The organism is Vibrio sp. CUB2 (genome assembly GCF_001557945.1).
In the GTDB taxonomy this organism is placed as follows: domain Bacteria; phylum Pseudomonadota; class Gammaproteobacteria; order Enterobacterales; family Vibrionaceae; genus Vibrio; species Vibrio owensii.
Map to the genome: position 1 here is coordinate 64123 of NZ_LNRB01000017.1, position 15260 is coordinate 79382.

The 15260-nt window shown below is 43.4% G+C and carries 10 protein-coding genes; 1 reads left to right on the forward strand and 9 read right to left on the reverse strand.

Annotation, left to right across the window (positions count from 1 at the left end):
- Nucleotides 1-62: 62 nt before the first annotated feature.
- The gene (locus ATB78_RS22230; protein WP_061010624.1) at nucleotides 63-1748 is read right to left on the reverse strand and encodes an immunoglobulin-like domain-containing protein; all 1686 of its coding nucleotides are present in this window, start codon (nucleotides 1746-1748) and stop codon (nucleotides 63-65) included.
- Between the two features lie 375 nt (nucleotides 1749-2123).
- On the opposite strand from ATB78_RS22230, the gene ATB78_RS22235 reads away from it, so the two are divergent.
- Nucleotides 2124-2504: a cystatin domain-containing protein gene (locus tag ATB78_RS22235; RefSeq protein ID WP_032802381.1), complete on the forward strand. Its 381-nt coding sequence runs from the start codon at nucleotides 2124-2126 to the stop codon at nucleotides 2502-2504.
- 87 nt (nucleotides 2505-2591) lie between these two features.
- Here ATB78_RS22235 and ATB78_RS22240 read toward each other — a convergent pair whose 3' ends face one another.
- From ATB78_RS22240 to tssI, 8 genes are all read right to left on the reverse strand, one after another.
- The gene (locus ATB78_RS22240; protein WP_061010544.1) at nucleotides 2592-5648 is read right to left on the reverse strand and encodes an SMC family ATPase; all 3057 of its coding nucleotides are present in this window, start codon (nucleotides 5646-5648) and stop codon (nucleotides 2592-2594) included.
- Nucleotides 5649-5660: 12 nt separating this feature from the next.
- Nucleotides 5661-6797: an exonuclease SbcCD subunit D gene (locus tag ATB78_RS22245; RefSeq protein WP_061010546.1), complete on the reverse strand. Its 1137-nt coding sequence runs from the start codon at nucleotides 6795-6797 to the stop codon at nucleotides 5661-5663.
- Nucleotides 6798-6992: 195 nt separating this feature from the next.
- Nucleotides 6993-7286, reverse strand: a complete 294-nt coding sequence (locus ATB78_RS22250) for a hypothetical protein (protein WP_061010548.1) — start codon at nucleotides 7284-7286, stop codon at nucleotides 6993-6995.
- A 448-nt stretch (nucleotides 7287-7734) separates the two neighbouring features.
- On the reverse strand, nucleotides 7735-8067 hold the full coding sequence (locus ATB78_RS22260) for a hypothetical protein (RefSeq protein WP_061010552.1): 333 nt from the start codon (nucleotides 8065-8067) through the stop codon (nucleotides 7735-7737).
- Nucleotides 8057-12247, reverse strand: coding sequence for an RHS repeat-associated core domain-containing protein (locus ATB78_RS22265; protein ID WP_061010554.1), 4191 nt, complete (start codon nucleotides 12245-12247; stop codon nucleotides 8057-8059). Before ATB78_RS22265 ends, ATB78_RS22260 begins: the two co-directional genes overlap by 11 nt.
- A gap of 8 nt (nucleotides 12248-12255) precedes the next feature.
- Nucleotides 12256-13086, reverse strand: a complete 831-nt coding sequence (locus ATB78_RS22270) for a hypothetical protein (RefSeq protein ID WP_061010556.1) — start codon at nucleotides 13084-13086, stop codon at nucleotides 12256-12258.
- A complete protein-coding gene (locus tag ATB78_RS22275) occupies nucleotides 13087-13377 on the reverse strand; it encodes a PAAR domain-containing protein (RefSeq protein ID WP_020196276.1) in 291 nt (96 codons plus the stop codon).
- A gap of 12 nt (nucleotides 13378-13389) precedes the next feature.
- The gene (tssI, locus tag ATB78_RS22280) at nucleotides 13390-15225 is read right to left on the reverse strand and encodes a type VI secretion system tip protein TssI/VgrG (RefSeq protein WP_061010558.1); all 1836 of its coding nucleotides are present in this window, start codon (nucleotides 15223-15225) and stop codon (nucleotides 13390-13392) included.
- Nucleotides 15226-15260 lie beyond the last annotated feature (35 nt).

The following is a 15260-nucleotide window of genomic DNA, read 5'->3' on the forward strand; positions in this document are numbered from 1 at the left end:
TGTGAAGTCACGCGCATAAAAAAGCCTCCAATGAAGGAGGCTTGCAATAATTCATGAGCTAATTACAACTTATCCCATGCGTCTGACCAGTAAACGGTTTCACCAGGTGCATAAGAAGGGTTTGAACACCAGCCCGTGTATGGCCACGGTTTGCACTGATACAAGTTGCCATCTGAACCTGTGACAATGTCACCTGCCTCATACGTTTTTCCAGATTCATACGGAGGGTAACTGCTGCCATCAGAAACAATCACAGAGCGCTGAGCTGTCGTAGTCTGATTTGCACTATCCGTTACTCGGTAAACCAAGTCGTAGACACCTAGCACGTTAACATCTACGCTGCCCTCTACACGAACTTGATCAGTCAAATCACCGTCTTCTGCATCCGTCGCTTTTACGCCTGCCATTGGGTCAAATGCGTCACCAAGCTGTATGGTCGCATCCGTTACACCTTCAAACTCAGGCACTAGGCTGTAAACAACAACTGTTCTGCTTTGCTTGGTTTCATTGTTGTCGCTGTCTTTTACACTGTAAACCAAAACATATGTGCCAACGGTGTTCACATCAACTGAACCTTCAACAGTAATGCTGTTAGTTAGGTCTCCATCTTCTTTATCAGACGCGGTAACACCTGCATACGGATCAAATGAACTACCGTGATGAACGCGAACATCACTGATGCCACTGAACACCGGTTCGCCTTCACTCGGCGGTGGTGGAGTCTGGCCATGGATAAACGGACCGTAATCCTTCACGAACTTTTCACCGTACGCCTGACCATTCTTGTCTGTGCCCATATCCCAGTTCACCGACCATGTCATTACGCCACGAAGTGCCTGCCCTTGCGCTTTAAGTTGGTCAAACGCATCGTAAAGATCTTGAGGGTCTTGCACAAAGCCCGTTGCCGCTGCATCAATGTTAGATGGAATACCAAACACCAATTTGTCATGCGGAATTTTGTGGAAACCACGTGTACCGTTCGATAGAGAGTCTGAAATGTAGTAAATGAACTCTTGTTTTAGCGCATCATTGTTTTGTGCAATCCAACCCACACCTTCAACCCAAATACCATCACCGCCTTGGTTGTAAAACTGAGGGTTGATCCAATCATAGTACCCTTCTAACCCAGTAATATAAGGAACGTATTTGCCACCTTCTGTTAAGTATGGAAACTCAGGTGCCATCGTAATTAGGAAGTTTTTACCCTGCTGTTGGTAGTGTTCTTTTACAAGGCGAAGTGCTGCTGGGATTACGGTTTGGTTGTCTGACGCGGTTACTGCAGATTGCTCTAAGTCGATATCCAGACCATCAAAGCCGAACTTATCAGTCAGGCGGATGATCTCTTGTGCGAATGCTTGCTCATCGCCAGTTTTCAGCTCAACGTGTGCATCTGCACCACCAAGCGCAATAAGAACGGCGCGTCCTTGCTGGTTTAGTGCGCCAATTTGATCAATAAATTGTTGTTCTGAAAGACCAATATTTGGATCGAGCTTAAAGGTTGGAATACGGCCTTCACTGGTATTGAACACCTTCATAAAGGAGACGTTAACCACATTGTACATAGGATCAACTTCATCCAGCGTCACACACGGTGCATTTCCGCCCTTGTAACCAGCCCCATCGCACCAGTTATGCCAATAACCGACTACGACACCACCATCCGGATTCACCATCTCATTAGCGGATGCTACGTTTGAAAGACCACTCAAACCCAATGCTACTGCTAGATATAGCGCTTTTTGCTTCATCGTGTTACCTCTCATCCATTTTGCTTCATCACAACAATCATTCAGCACTTTCTATTGGTGCCTAATGAATTTTGATTGGATTATATGGCCGTATTGAGAAAACAGATACACGTGCAAGGTTATGTTTTCCATGTCTATTTTATAATTGTGATCCTAATTCACGACGCGAAATGAATAGAAAATTAGCGTTCGCTCTCAAGCGTGACTTACTATCAAAATCAGGCAAAAAGTTAACCAAAATCTATTTTTTGGAGGTCACTCGCAACGATTTAATCAGGATTTAACCCTGTTCATATAAAAAGTTTGCACAACGTAGACATTGGGCTGGAATGCCAACCTATATAATGCGGGCTTACATAAATAGAGGTTATTTTTATGAAATTAAAAACAGTGTCAGCTTGCGCAATCTTGGTTTTGCTTGTCGGATGTCAGCAAAAAACTCAAGATGAAGCGACACAGCCAACAACCTCGGCAGATGTATGTAGTACACAAGGAAATATGCCAGGTGGGTGGAACGAATTCGATGCTACCCCAGACGCTCAAAAGGCAATGGCCTTTGTCCTAAACAAAATGGAAACTCTCTCTTCGTTTAAACAGATCTTGTCCGTTCATGCACAAATTGTGAGTGGTGTGAACTACGCGATAGAGTTTGAATTGAATGACGGCTCAGTTTGGAACACGGTTGTTTACCGCAACCTTGATGGTGAGTATGCGATTACGCAGTCACCGAAAGAAGGTCGCTTCTGCGAACAGTAAGTGCTTCGAGACAGAGAAACAAAAAGCCCCGCTACTTTACACCGTAATCTAGCGGGGCTTTTGTTTATTTACGTTTGCAGGTATTGATTAAGAATCAAATGCCATCTGAGATTTCACAGAAACTGTAGAACCAAGTCGCGATGGTTCAACATCAATACGCTGTGCCATTTGCTCTTTCAGTTCAGATACGTGAGAAATCACGCCAATCATGCGACCCGTTTGCTGTAAGTCGACCAAGGTTTGAATCGCAAGATCTAAAGATTCCGGATCTAAGCTGCCAAAACCTTCATCAATAAACAGTGTATCTAAACGAATACCACCACTGTAAGACTGCACAACATCAGATAGACCGAGCGCTAATGCCAACGCTGCCATGAAAGATTCACCACCTGATAACGTCGCAACATCGCGCGTTTTCCCTGTGTAGCTGTCCTCTACTACCAAATCCAAGCCTCGTCCTGCCGAACCTTTAAAGCCTTCAGTTTTACGAGCCAAGATATAACGACCTTTACTCATCAGACTTAAACGCTGTGACGCTTGAATCAACACGTCGTCTAATAACACACCAAGGACAAATCGGTGCAGACTGATACGACTACCCGTATTACCGCTAGCAACGTAATACAAGGTACCAAACACTTTGTACTCGTCTTCTAACTTAGTGTTCTTATCATGCAACGTCGCGATGTCATTGCGGACTTTCTCTAAACGTTCAAACAGCGAACGCGTGCTATCAAGCTGATTGCGCGCTTCAACATAACCTTGCTGAATGCTGTTTAACTTAACGTTAAGCTCTGCTAAATCAGGCAACACCAAGTCTTTCAACGTTGAACTCAAATCTGCCAATGTTTGTTCTAGCTTGATTTGAGTCTGTTTGAACGCATCAATTTCTTGCTGCCAAATCTGCATCTCGGCTTCATCAACTTTACATGCTAGGAATTGTGCTTCACCCTCGAATGCGCTCGCCTGCAACGCTTGCTCCCAATCAGCTTTGGCTGTGTTCAAACGATCGAGTGCTTCATTCAACCACTGTTGATTGGTTGTCAGTTGGCTTTCAATGTTTGTCTTCGTCAGCACCGCTTGTTGCAAATGATTTTGTGCAGTCTCTAATGATGTATTCAAATCCATAATCTGCTTTTGAATCGCAACAATGTCTTGCTCAAGAACTTCAAGAGAAGAGTACTTAGCATCTAACGAAGCAGACAGTTTAACCAGTTGCTCTTGGTTCACTTTTATCGTCGATTCATTCGCTGCCATCTGGTTTTGCAGATCATTGATCTTACCTTCCCCAGTGACACAACGTTGGTTTAACTCATTGACGCTTTGTTCCAACTGGACCAAGTTAATCGATGACAATTGCTGTAAACGTTCGTTGAACTGCTGCATAGACACTTGTAACGCGCCAAAATCCATTAAGGCGTTTTGACCAAGCTCAACGGATAGTTGCTCAATCTGCTGCTTGTATTGTCCGATTGCGATATTGTGCTGCTCCAACTGATTGTTCAATTGGTTAAGCGCAACTTGCCCTTCTCGCTCTATATTTCGAGCGTTTTGAACTTGAACCTTAGTGACCTCTTCACCAACAAATTGAGCGGGTTGAGGGTGCTCTACACTACCGCACACCGGACACATTTCACCTGCTTGTAAGCGCTGAGCCAATACTGCGGCTTGAGCATTGTGCCAGCTCAATTCAAGTGTATCTGCTGAGCGTTGAAGTTCTTTGTATCGCGCTTTTGCTTGGTCAACCGAAGCTTGTTTGCTAGGCGTCAATGCATCCAATTTCGCTAGCTCTTGGTTTAAGCCAGTGAGCTTCTGTAGGTCTTGTATCAAACGTTGTTGCTGTTTTATCTCAGCCTCTACGCTGCCAATACTTGCAACATCGACTCGAGCTTGATCCAGTGACTTCTGACCTTGTTGCGCCTCTAGCGTTAGCTTCTCTTTCAGAGCGATATATTTCTTAAGCGTTGCCTCAAACTCGGATTTTTGCGTCAAACCTGCATTAATGGCTTTCTCTAGCTCTGACTTTTCAACCAACTTTCCTTTCATGCCTTCAAGTTGGTATTGCTGTTCTGTCAGTTTTGGCAATTGTGCCGCTTGTTCTTTCGCGGTTTGCAATGCGCCTTCTTTGGATTTTACCGCGTCATTTGTCACAGTAAGATCTTGAGACAGCTTAGCCACCTTTTGCTCAAGTTCTTGCGTTTGCTTTGAGGCGTTTTGTAACGTGACATAAGGCAACTCAACCTTGCTTGCCTTCTTCGCATTGTCTAACTGCAATTGACGTGATGAGACAGCATCGCTCTGTTCCAGGTGTTGCTTCAATGCAATTTCGGCTTGCTCGCGCTTTTTAAACTCATTGCTCAGCGCTTCTGCTTTTTGCAGTTCCGTTTTTACCGCATTTAATTGAACCAGAGATTCTTGCTCTTGCTTTTGTACAGATTCAAATTGAACAGATAACGCTTCGTGCTGCTCTGTTAACTCCACTTCGGAAGAAACACCAGCTACCTGCAGTGCGCCTCGAATTTGGTTATCAAACTCTTCTTTGGCTTTGCTAATGGCACTCGCTTTTTCTTTCAGTGCGTATTCAATCTTCTTGTAGATGTCCGTTTGGAATAGCTGACCAAATATCTCTTCACGCTCTTTGGACGTCGCAAGTAACAACTCTCGGAACTTACCTTGTGGCAGCACCATCACTTGGCGGAACTGAGTTTCGTTCAAGCCAATAATATTGGTCACTTCTGTCTTTACTTGCGTTGTTTTGCTAGTGATGAGCTTTTCTTCGTCCGTACTCTCATACAAAGCTGCGGTATGCTTACGCACCGTCATGCCCTCACCACGCGCCTTTGGTGCTTCTTGTTCTGGTGAGCGAATCACTCGATAAGACTTACCGTGTAAAAAGAACTCTAGCGTCACTTCAGTTAGTAACGTTGGCGCTGCCATATCGCAACGCATTTGAATACCTTGGCGCTCATTACCCGTCGTTTCACCATAAAGAGCAAAACAAATCGCATCGAGGATTGAGGTTTTACCCGAACCAGTAGGACCGTTGATGAGAAACAGAGGGTTAGTACCCAGCTTGTCGAATTCAATCGTTTCTGTTTGAGCAAACGGACCAAAAGCCTGCATTGTCAGTTTAATGGGTTTCATGTTTGGTCCTTACTAAGCCTGCTGGGAAAGTTGTTTGATGATGTCACTGATCGCTTGATCTTGTTCTTGCGATAATTGGCTGTCTTGTGCTTCCGAAAAGAAGTCTCGGAACATGTCTATCTCACTTCTCGCCAATTTCGCTTGCGCCATTTCCTGCTCGACACCAATTAACATGCCCGGTTTTTCTAGGTGTAAAACATTCGGGTAAACAGTACGTAGCTTTTCCATTGGGTTCAAGATTGCGTGCTTATCCATCAAACGCACCAACAAGTAGTCTTCGTTTTTTGGATCAGTTTTGCCCTGTTCTATTACTTGTTCAAGTTCACCTTCAATGATTCGCATCTCATGAGGTGCAGCAAGGTTAACGTGCTCTGCCGAGACAAACCCGTTTTGGTCAATTTCCACCAGCGTGAAACCTTTCTTTTGGTTTTGTTCACCAAAGCTGTATTTCATCAGTGAACCAGAATAACGAATGTATTCTTCGCCTTTTTTCTGTGGCTGATGCAAGTGCCCCAACGCTACATAGTCAAAGTTGAGGAAATGCTCGTGACTGACGCGGTCGGAACCACCAATCGAAAGTGGACGCTCAGATTCAGACCCAATGGCTCCATCGACAAAGCAGTGGCTGACTAACACCTTGCGTTGCTCTGGTTGGAACTGCTCAGTGATTTTCTCGGCAAGTAACTTGTGCGCTTGATCGTGGGTCGAAACGGGTTCTTGGTAGGCAAAACGGACTTGCTCAGGGTCGTTATAAGGCATGCCATAAAAAGCAACTTGCCCTGCGCTTTTGGTTTCAATAACAACAGGGGTAAGCATGTCTTCGAAGTTACTGATAATGTGAAGACCCGCATTTTTCATCTGTTCTGAGCCAAAACCTAGGCGCTCAGCACCGTCATGGTTACCAGAAATCAGAATCATCGGCGTGTTTAGCTCACCACAGATTCGCTTCACTACTTTGTTAAGTAGTTCAATCGCAATGGTTGGTGGGACAGAACGGTCGTAAATATCACCAGCAACAACCACTGCATCAACAGGGTTGTTTTCAATGTATTGGATTAACTGATCAAGAACGGCTTGCTGATCGTCAAGCAAAGAGACGTTATGAAACTGTCGGCCAAGGTGCCAATCTGAGGTATGGATAAACTTCATTCGAATTCACTTTCTGCCATCTACATGGCGCTATCTTATTATCCCCCTAGGATATCGTGAGTTCGTAAGCTTTTCATGTGGTTTGTGTGACCAGCTACTGTAACGAATCAATTTTTCTGTCTAACCACGTGTCTGGCCAATTACTCTTCATTGTTTCATGCCTTGCCAGCCAACAAGACATGAAAACCGCCAAAGTTAGAGTCTTTTTATCTTTTCCAGTAAAGGATCGTTATCTCCGGTAACTTCAACTTTGAAATCAGCATAAGCTTCTTCTAAATCTTTATACTTTCCTAAAGCCCCTTCCAAAAATAAGTAACCACAGGGAACATCACTCCATCGAAGCGGAGATGTTATTTCACCTGACATAGCACTCTCTAATAGTTTCCTTAAGCTACTTTGCGCTTTTGCTGCCGTAGTATCTGACTCAGAATATCGTTTGAGCAGGAACCACAGTCTCTTAGCTTTTCTTCTTAAGAGCAAAAGCTTCATAAAGGTCCCCGAATTAAAGTTGATTCAAATGAGTAGAGAGTTAACAAAAACAAAAGGGTTATTTAAGAAAGAGAGCTCCTACATGCCTTCTCAATTGACTTTCTTCATGTATTGTTTTTAATTCTTACGATAATAACTCTGAATAAATCTATGCTTTGGCCCAAATCCCTCTATACGGAGGATCTGGTCTAACTAACCGCCACATAACACTACTAGTCCCGTTCAAGTACCAATATTCCTCTAAACCCACCGGAGAGTATGGATTTTGAACCTCGACCTGTACGAAATCGTCAGACAGGTCTAAAGCTGATTTTAAAAGGTCAAATTCAACTAAGTCATTAAATACAACCAATTCTGAAGGAATTCTGTTCATTGCAGTACGAGTCTAGATAAATGAAACTCTATCCGGAACGCGTTATCACAAATAGCGTGGAAAGAGCGCTTGGGACTACTCAATAGTACAACGATAATTTCCTGGGGCGGTCCAACTAATCTTTGTGTACGCCCCTTTTAATAGTTCTAATTGTCTCAAATATTCAAATACGTCTGATGGGCACCATTCTCTACCACCAGAAAAAGCTACTCCCAAGTCTCTGAGTTTGCGAAACAACTCAGCCTTGGCGTCATTTCCAGAAGTCAGAAAAGTGTACTCATCGTAGTCATTATCAAAAGAAAACCCAAGTCCAATAAGTTCTTTTTTGAATGAGTCATCCAGCAAACTAACGCGAACCAGTTTACCGTCAGCCTTTGTAACAAATGCCATTATTGAATCACTCATCATTTACAAATACCTCTAATAACGTTTTAACGTTCTCATTATCAACCGTAGGGATAGAATTAATTACCATTTCAGGAGCCCCCCCTGGCAGGTGATTACCTGGACCAAGAAAATACTGATTGCCTTCCAAGGGACTTCTCGTCATTTGTTCAACGATACCATCTACTTGTCTTATCTTAAAACCTTCTTGAAGTGCTCCTTTCTCAAGACCAAACGCTTTCTCTAAATCGAATATCTTTGACTTTTCAATAGCCACACTAGAATGACCAGAGAAATCACCAATGACATCAGTAATACCTTTGCGATCAGAAATGAAAGTGCCGTTTAAGCCTATGCTAGGATACTCATCCCATGATGTAGGGCTTATATTGAAGCCAATGTTGTCTTCTAACATTGAGTGCTGACGTTGTCTGGCCTGTAAAATTTGAGCCGACATACCACCGTCTTGTGTTTCAGGGATTCTTTTAACAGCACCAAATACTTTTCCAATATCCTCTGCATATCTACCGGGTATTACAGAGATGGCTATATTTGTTGCGCCGGCAACCGAAGGATTATTAATAAACGCTTCACCAGCATCTATCATATCTTCTATACCTTCGACCATCATCGACATTGGATCTATATTGACTGGTTTAAGTCCCTGTAATGTCGGATCTGCGATGAGCTCCTCAATCGTAGGTCCAGTAATATTAGTTACTGATCTCTCATACACTGCTCTCTCAGGCGAGTTATCATTGTGTCCAGCAAGAAGTGTCGGCGTATCTTCTTTTGCACACAAACCTAAGGGGTCAACCCAAGAAACTGGATTTGGTGCAAATTGATAGTGGTTTGTTCCGCCAAGCAGCCCTAGGGGATCGGGTTGGATAAATCGACCTATTTGAGGGTCGTAGTAGCGTGCTAAGTTGTAGTGCAGACCAGTCTCAATATCGAAGTACTGCCCCTGTAAGCGAAGGTTGTTTTTAACCGTCTCGATTTCAACGTTCGCAAATCCAAATGTATCGTATGTTGCTTGCCAAATTACCTGCCCATTCGAGTCCACCAAACGTTCTGGAGTTCCGATTTGATTGCATTGGAAGAAATAACACTCGCCGTTTTCAATAAGAGCAAGCGGAACAAAACTGTTGGGTTGATATAAATACCACCGATAACCCGAACGAGAATACTCGCCGACCAAATGACTTCCTTGCCAAATAAATTCGGTGGTTCCGTTTTCGCTGATTTTCTTAGTTCTTCGGCCTAGCGCATCGTATTCAAATTGGCATAAATGCCCTTCGCTTTCGACACCAATCAATTGCCCTTTTGCATCGTAAGTGCAGTACTGCTCTCGTCCATGTCCTTGACTGCTAGTTCTGTTTCCTAGTTCATCGTAGTCGTATCTGATGCCTTGGTATTCAATAAGACGGTCATGTTTTCGCTGCACACTTTCGTCATTAAAGTTGCCAAAACTGTCATAGACGTATGACTCTTCAGAAGTTTCCGTCTTTACTCTTTCTAAGTGGCCGAGATCATCATATTGATAATGTTGAGATCCCTTTTCACTGTCGATGATAAGTGACAGATAATGCTGTGCGTTGAAATGGTATTTACGCTCGAAACCAGTCCATATTTGGTGCTTCAAGCGACCTATTCCATCGAACTCCTTTCGCTCTTTGCCCCCGCTATAGGTGATTATCGATATACGTTGTAATTCATCGTATTCAAACTTAATTGAATCTTCTCTTTCAGAGCCGTTTGAATGAATCGTTAACCCACATACCTTGCCAAATTGGTCATGCTCATATAGCACCTCTGTTCCGTCGTCATAGCGTTGAGAGCGAAGTAAACCGTTATCTTGGTATTGATTGACGAAAGAAAAACGTCCCTGCTCTTCACTTACCAATTTTGTACCTAAATACGTATAGGAGATGTTTGAAAAACGGTTGTGCGCACGGATTAACTTGCCACCTAAGGTGTGTTGGTAATGGTCCTCAACACCGCGATTTTTACCATGGGCTTTCACCCTAGCGATGTAACCAACTTCGTCATACTCAAAAGAGGTGCGACCATTGCAATGCAAGATTTCACTTAATCTTTCAGCGCGGTCATAGGTGAAGTTTATTTGCACTTGATCGAAACTAATTGTCTGACTGATCTGGCCATCTGGAGTGTATGCAAACTTGTATTGGCAACCGTCAGAGCGCTCGATAGATATCAATTTCCTTTCCGCATCGTACGTGAAGGAAAAAGAGCTTTGATCTGATTTAACGATTTGCGTTGGTTGAGCAAAGTTCCCCCAAACAATTTGAGTTGTCCCTCTTGGCGTATGAACCTGTTTAACTCGCCCAACTTCGTCATATTGGTAGCGATGCTCTCGAGACGTGTCATCTTCCGAGCTTTGGAAGTATAGGCGTGTGAGTAAGTTGCTTTCGTTGCGCTCAAATCCACTTATAAGCCCATATGGGTAAGCAACTCCGTTCACTCGATCGCGCTCGTCATAGCTATAGCGAATCAAGCTTTGATCGACTTTTTTTGCTAACAGCTGATGCGACTCATTCCACCACCATTGTGTACGAGATCCATTATCAGCACTCCTTTCTACTTGTCTGCCATATTTATCAAATACGGCGCGTTCTTGAAGCCCGTTACTGTGTTGGTGCCTTACGAGCTGACCAAGTGCATTGAACTCTTTAAACTCGATTTCACCGTCAGGAAATTGATGCTTAATGCATTGACCAAATTCATTGTACTCAAAACCCTCTGTAGCCCCAGACGAGTGTGTCTGTTTCTCGAGCAAACCAAATGGGTTGTAGCTATGATGGGTGTATGTCTGATCTGCATTGATAGTACAAACTAATCTACCGAGTGGGTCGTACTCAAATGCCCTACATCTCGATTCAGGGCTTATACTCTCAAGCAGCTTGCCTTGTTCATTGTGTTTATAGTGCCAACAGTGTCCAAGTGAATTTCGGTATTTGGATTCGCTCCCATCAAACTCAAACGAGTAATCATAAACACTTTCATCCGCCCAATTTTTTATGCATTGCGCATCAGGCCCTCGCCCAGACCATGTAAAGTAGTGAGAAAGTCCGCTAGCTCTCGTTCGTTTAACAATTAAGTTTGTGTCATCGTATTGGTATTGTTCGATTAAACCATTTTCATTTTGAGCAGCGATCAATCGCCCATCAACATCGAAATCATACTTGGCTTGCAAATGTTGAATCTTTGGGTTTCTAATCTCTATTAATTGGCCTTGATGATTGTATTGGAGCTCAAGCTGGTTTTGTCGGTTGACGCATATATGGGTGATACGGTGGTTTCGAGAGTATTCGAGGTTTACCGTTTTCATATGACCTAGACGGATTTCAGTGGCAACCCATTGCTCATTCTTTAAGAAAAACTTGATTTGAGCTTCATTACTTAACGTAACTAATCGATAACCGCTGTGATGATACTGACAACTTGCACCTACATAAGTTTGGTAACTAATTCCGCCTTTGGCGACATTAGGAAATAGGATTGTGTCCCCCATCTCGTCGATGAACAGCCACCCCGTCACATTGGATTTTTCATCCAATACGTCTGTTAGCTCGTATTGAAAAATATGTCTCCAACCAAAGCCAAGAGTGGTAGCAGAATCGCACAACGATGAGCGATACGTTCGTGACCAAACCAATCCGTTAGGCAGTCCGACATCAGACAATGAGAGATTTTCTTCCCCTGTGACCATGGAAACAGGATCGCCTGCTTTTACATGCCTTTTGCTACTTTCTTCTTGAGGAGCACTATTACTTGCGACAGTGTTGGTACCTGAATGAGTAGCTTTCGAGTTATTACGCTCAACCTTCGCCACTTGGTTTATGACTTGGGAAGGTATGTTGGCCGATGGATAAAATGTGCTTGGTGCAGTCTTAGGCAACTCAATAGCAAAAAGGATTTTTTCTTGTAATCCTTGAGCAATAATTTGAAGAAGTTCAGACTTAGTCTTTGTCTGGAATTCATGTGAAAAAGTCGCACTCATGCTTGTCCATGACGCAATTTCACTGAGCTCCTCTAAATCGGAAAAATGAAATTGCTCAATAAACGCTTCTGCACTTCGAGCGGTTGCAAAGCTTTGTTCCGATCCGGTACTAAGTCGCTGCGTGGAAAAGTAAAACGTGATTCCGTTTAAAGATGTGAGTTTGACAATCCTTTGTATATTCATTTTGTAAGTTACTCACTACCCCAGCGGTAAGTAGCGCCGACAGCATACCCACCACGCTCAATATCAAGCTGAATACCTGAATAATTTTTATCGTGTGTTTCTTTCGGTTGCAGGCAAGCACAAATCGCCTTCAATACCCCTCCATTCGCCCCTAAAGGGCCAGTCGTAGTACCTATTAGCCGATAGGAGGTGTCTCTATTAACCCAAGGAGAAAGGAATTGAATTGAGTCCAGCCACACAGGCTCATCGCCTTCGGTTGACAACATTAATTCATCCAACTCCTGTACACACGACTTTCCGAGTTGCTTAACGACATGTGAAACCGCGGTGTTATTACTATCGAGTTGAAGATCAATTGCGATCTTATTGAAGATAAGTCCGTGCTCTTGCTCGAAGCAACGCGCAACAACTAATGAGTCATGCTCCTCTCTAGCCCCTGCGACATGTAAAGCGACAATCCATAATGGTTTAGTTTGTTTTACTGCTCGTTGGATGCGACTCAGCGCGATCAGAAAAGACGCGTTCCCATACGGATATAACGCCAAATGTTGTGGTTCTACTCGTTGAAACACCGAAAGAAGCAGCGTTGTAATACGTTGAAGCTCAACCTTGTCCGATGGCTTTGGTAACAGAAGATAAACTTGCCCTTCGACACCGCATTCAGACAGTGCTTTTGAATAGTGAGTTAATCTGTCATAGGCAGGCAGGACTGAGCTTTCCCTGGCTTGTGGAATCAGTTCGTTTTTTTCTGATGGCCTTAGCGTATTGTTTGCCAATTGCTCTATAGAAAACGCTTGATCGCCCAGCATACAAAGGTGGGATTGAAAAAATAGCGCCATTTACCCACCAATTAATATTGCTGAGTTACCGGCAACAATTTTACCGCCATGCGCAGTGGAGTCTCCCAGCCTAGCCGCAGGTTTTCCGTTGATTTTGACGCTCGAAGACCCGGATGAAATAGTGTCTGGAGGCCCCACACAAGAAAGCTTGTCTCCCTGACGCGCAGCCGGAATACCTGAAATCTTCACGTTTGGAGAACCGACAACGACAGGACCACCTACATGAGGGACTTTGTTTGTTTTTTTGGGGCACACATGGTGACTTCCCAATACCGCGGCTGGTTTACCCATATCTGCTCACCTTTAGTTAAGAGAAATTTGACCAGCTTTAAGTGCTATGGCTGAACCATTAATAGAGATCTTGTTGCCTTTAATGTTGATCTCCCCAGAACTAGACATTTGTATGGACGCCCCTCCTACCTTTATTTCAATGCTCTTACCCGCTTTAACGACAAGAGCTTCACCGATATCAACCCCTTGGTTCTTGCCTACTTTCTGACTCGCGTTATTACCAACCTCTTGCATGAAATCATTGGTAATCCTTTCACTTTTATTGTTCTCTACAGCAATCTCGGCATTGTCTTCCACCACCATTTGAAAGAGTTTCTCAGCATGCAAATACACATGTTCTTCGCCGGGTTTGTCTTCAAAACGTATCTCGTTGAACTTATCGCTACCTTTTTGTACTGAACGGGACTTATAGCCGCTTTGGGAAGCTTGAGCAGGTAATTGATAAGGTGTTAGCTGGGTACCGTTATAAAGAGCCCCAGTTACGATTGGCTGATCTGGGTCTCCATTTACAAAATCGACGATAACTTCTTGTCCGACTCTTGGATGGAATACACTCCCCCAGCCATTGCCAGCACTCGCTTGAGCGACTCGAATCCAACATGAACTGTTCGCATCATATTGACCTTCACGATCCCAGTGGAACTGTACTTTGATTCGGCCAAATTTATCGACGTAGATTTCGCCATCTTTGTTTCCTGTCACAATTGCGGTTTGCAAACCTCTAATCTGCGGTTTAAGCCTTTGAATTTTTGGGCGCAGAATGGTGTTTGAGTCAACGCAATGAAACGAAACTCTCACACCTTGTGACGACGTACCGCCCTGTCCCGTTTGGTTAAATACCGCAGCAGAAAGCGCGACAGAAGAAAGCACATACTCTTTTCCTACTCGAGTCTTATCCTCATGCTTTTTAAATTTAAAAAGTTTGCCGACAGCAAATGTTCTGCAGCTCGATTCACCACTGCATTGATAAACGTCTTGCTGAAGTGATTCGATCGCGTGTGTATTTCGCAACACAAACTCATCGTCAGTTTCTGCTTCAGCTAAGTATTCGTAGTGCTCACTATTTGGCACCGAAAACAGTTGTGCAGATCCACTAGTTAGATTCTGTGGAGGTGATAAAGGCTTGAGCATATTAAAGCCGGACTTGTGTGCGGCTTTTGTCGTCAGTATTTGCGTTTCATTCCAAGAGTAAATGTGGCTTGCTTGACCTGTTCCCGTCGTATGTTCGACAAGAAACTCTGAGCCAGGTATGTAAAAGTTAAGATCATCAAACAATTCCAGTATGTGTGCTGAATTTGTATGTGAGAAGCAGTAAGCAATCCCTTCTTCAGACAGAAGTCGTTCAACAAATGCCAGATCAGATTCTTCATATTGAACTTTATAAATATATTTAGAGTACGACTTGGTAAGCTTTAGGCTAAAGCTTACGTCATGCTCAGATAATACTTCCGACACAATTTCTTTAATGTCTTTGTTTTGAAAAATACGGGAGTGGACTCGATAATCGGCAAAGCGAACTTTAGGCTCAATAAGTAAATCGATATTTCGATAGTTTTCACCTTGATGAGCGGTGGTCACCCGAGAGCCTGTTAACTTAGCTCGTGAGACGACACCATGAAAGTAACGGGGTTGAAAGCTAACACTTGGATCATTGTCCATAGTGATAACAACCTCTTGCCCAATAATATTATTGAGCTCTTCATGTTGCCCGTTGAAATAAGCTTGTGCATGTAATGAAAAAAGATCTGATACTTTTTCCTTATATTCAAATGAATTTAGAATAATGGCATCTGTACCAAATGGTGTAGAAATACGAATAAAGTTATTTTTCTGTGTCGCTTTTTTCATTAGATACTTCTTTATAAAATAGCGGGAAGCGTTGA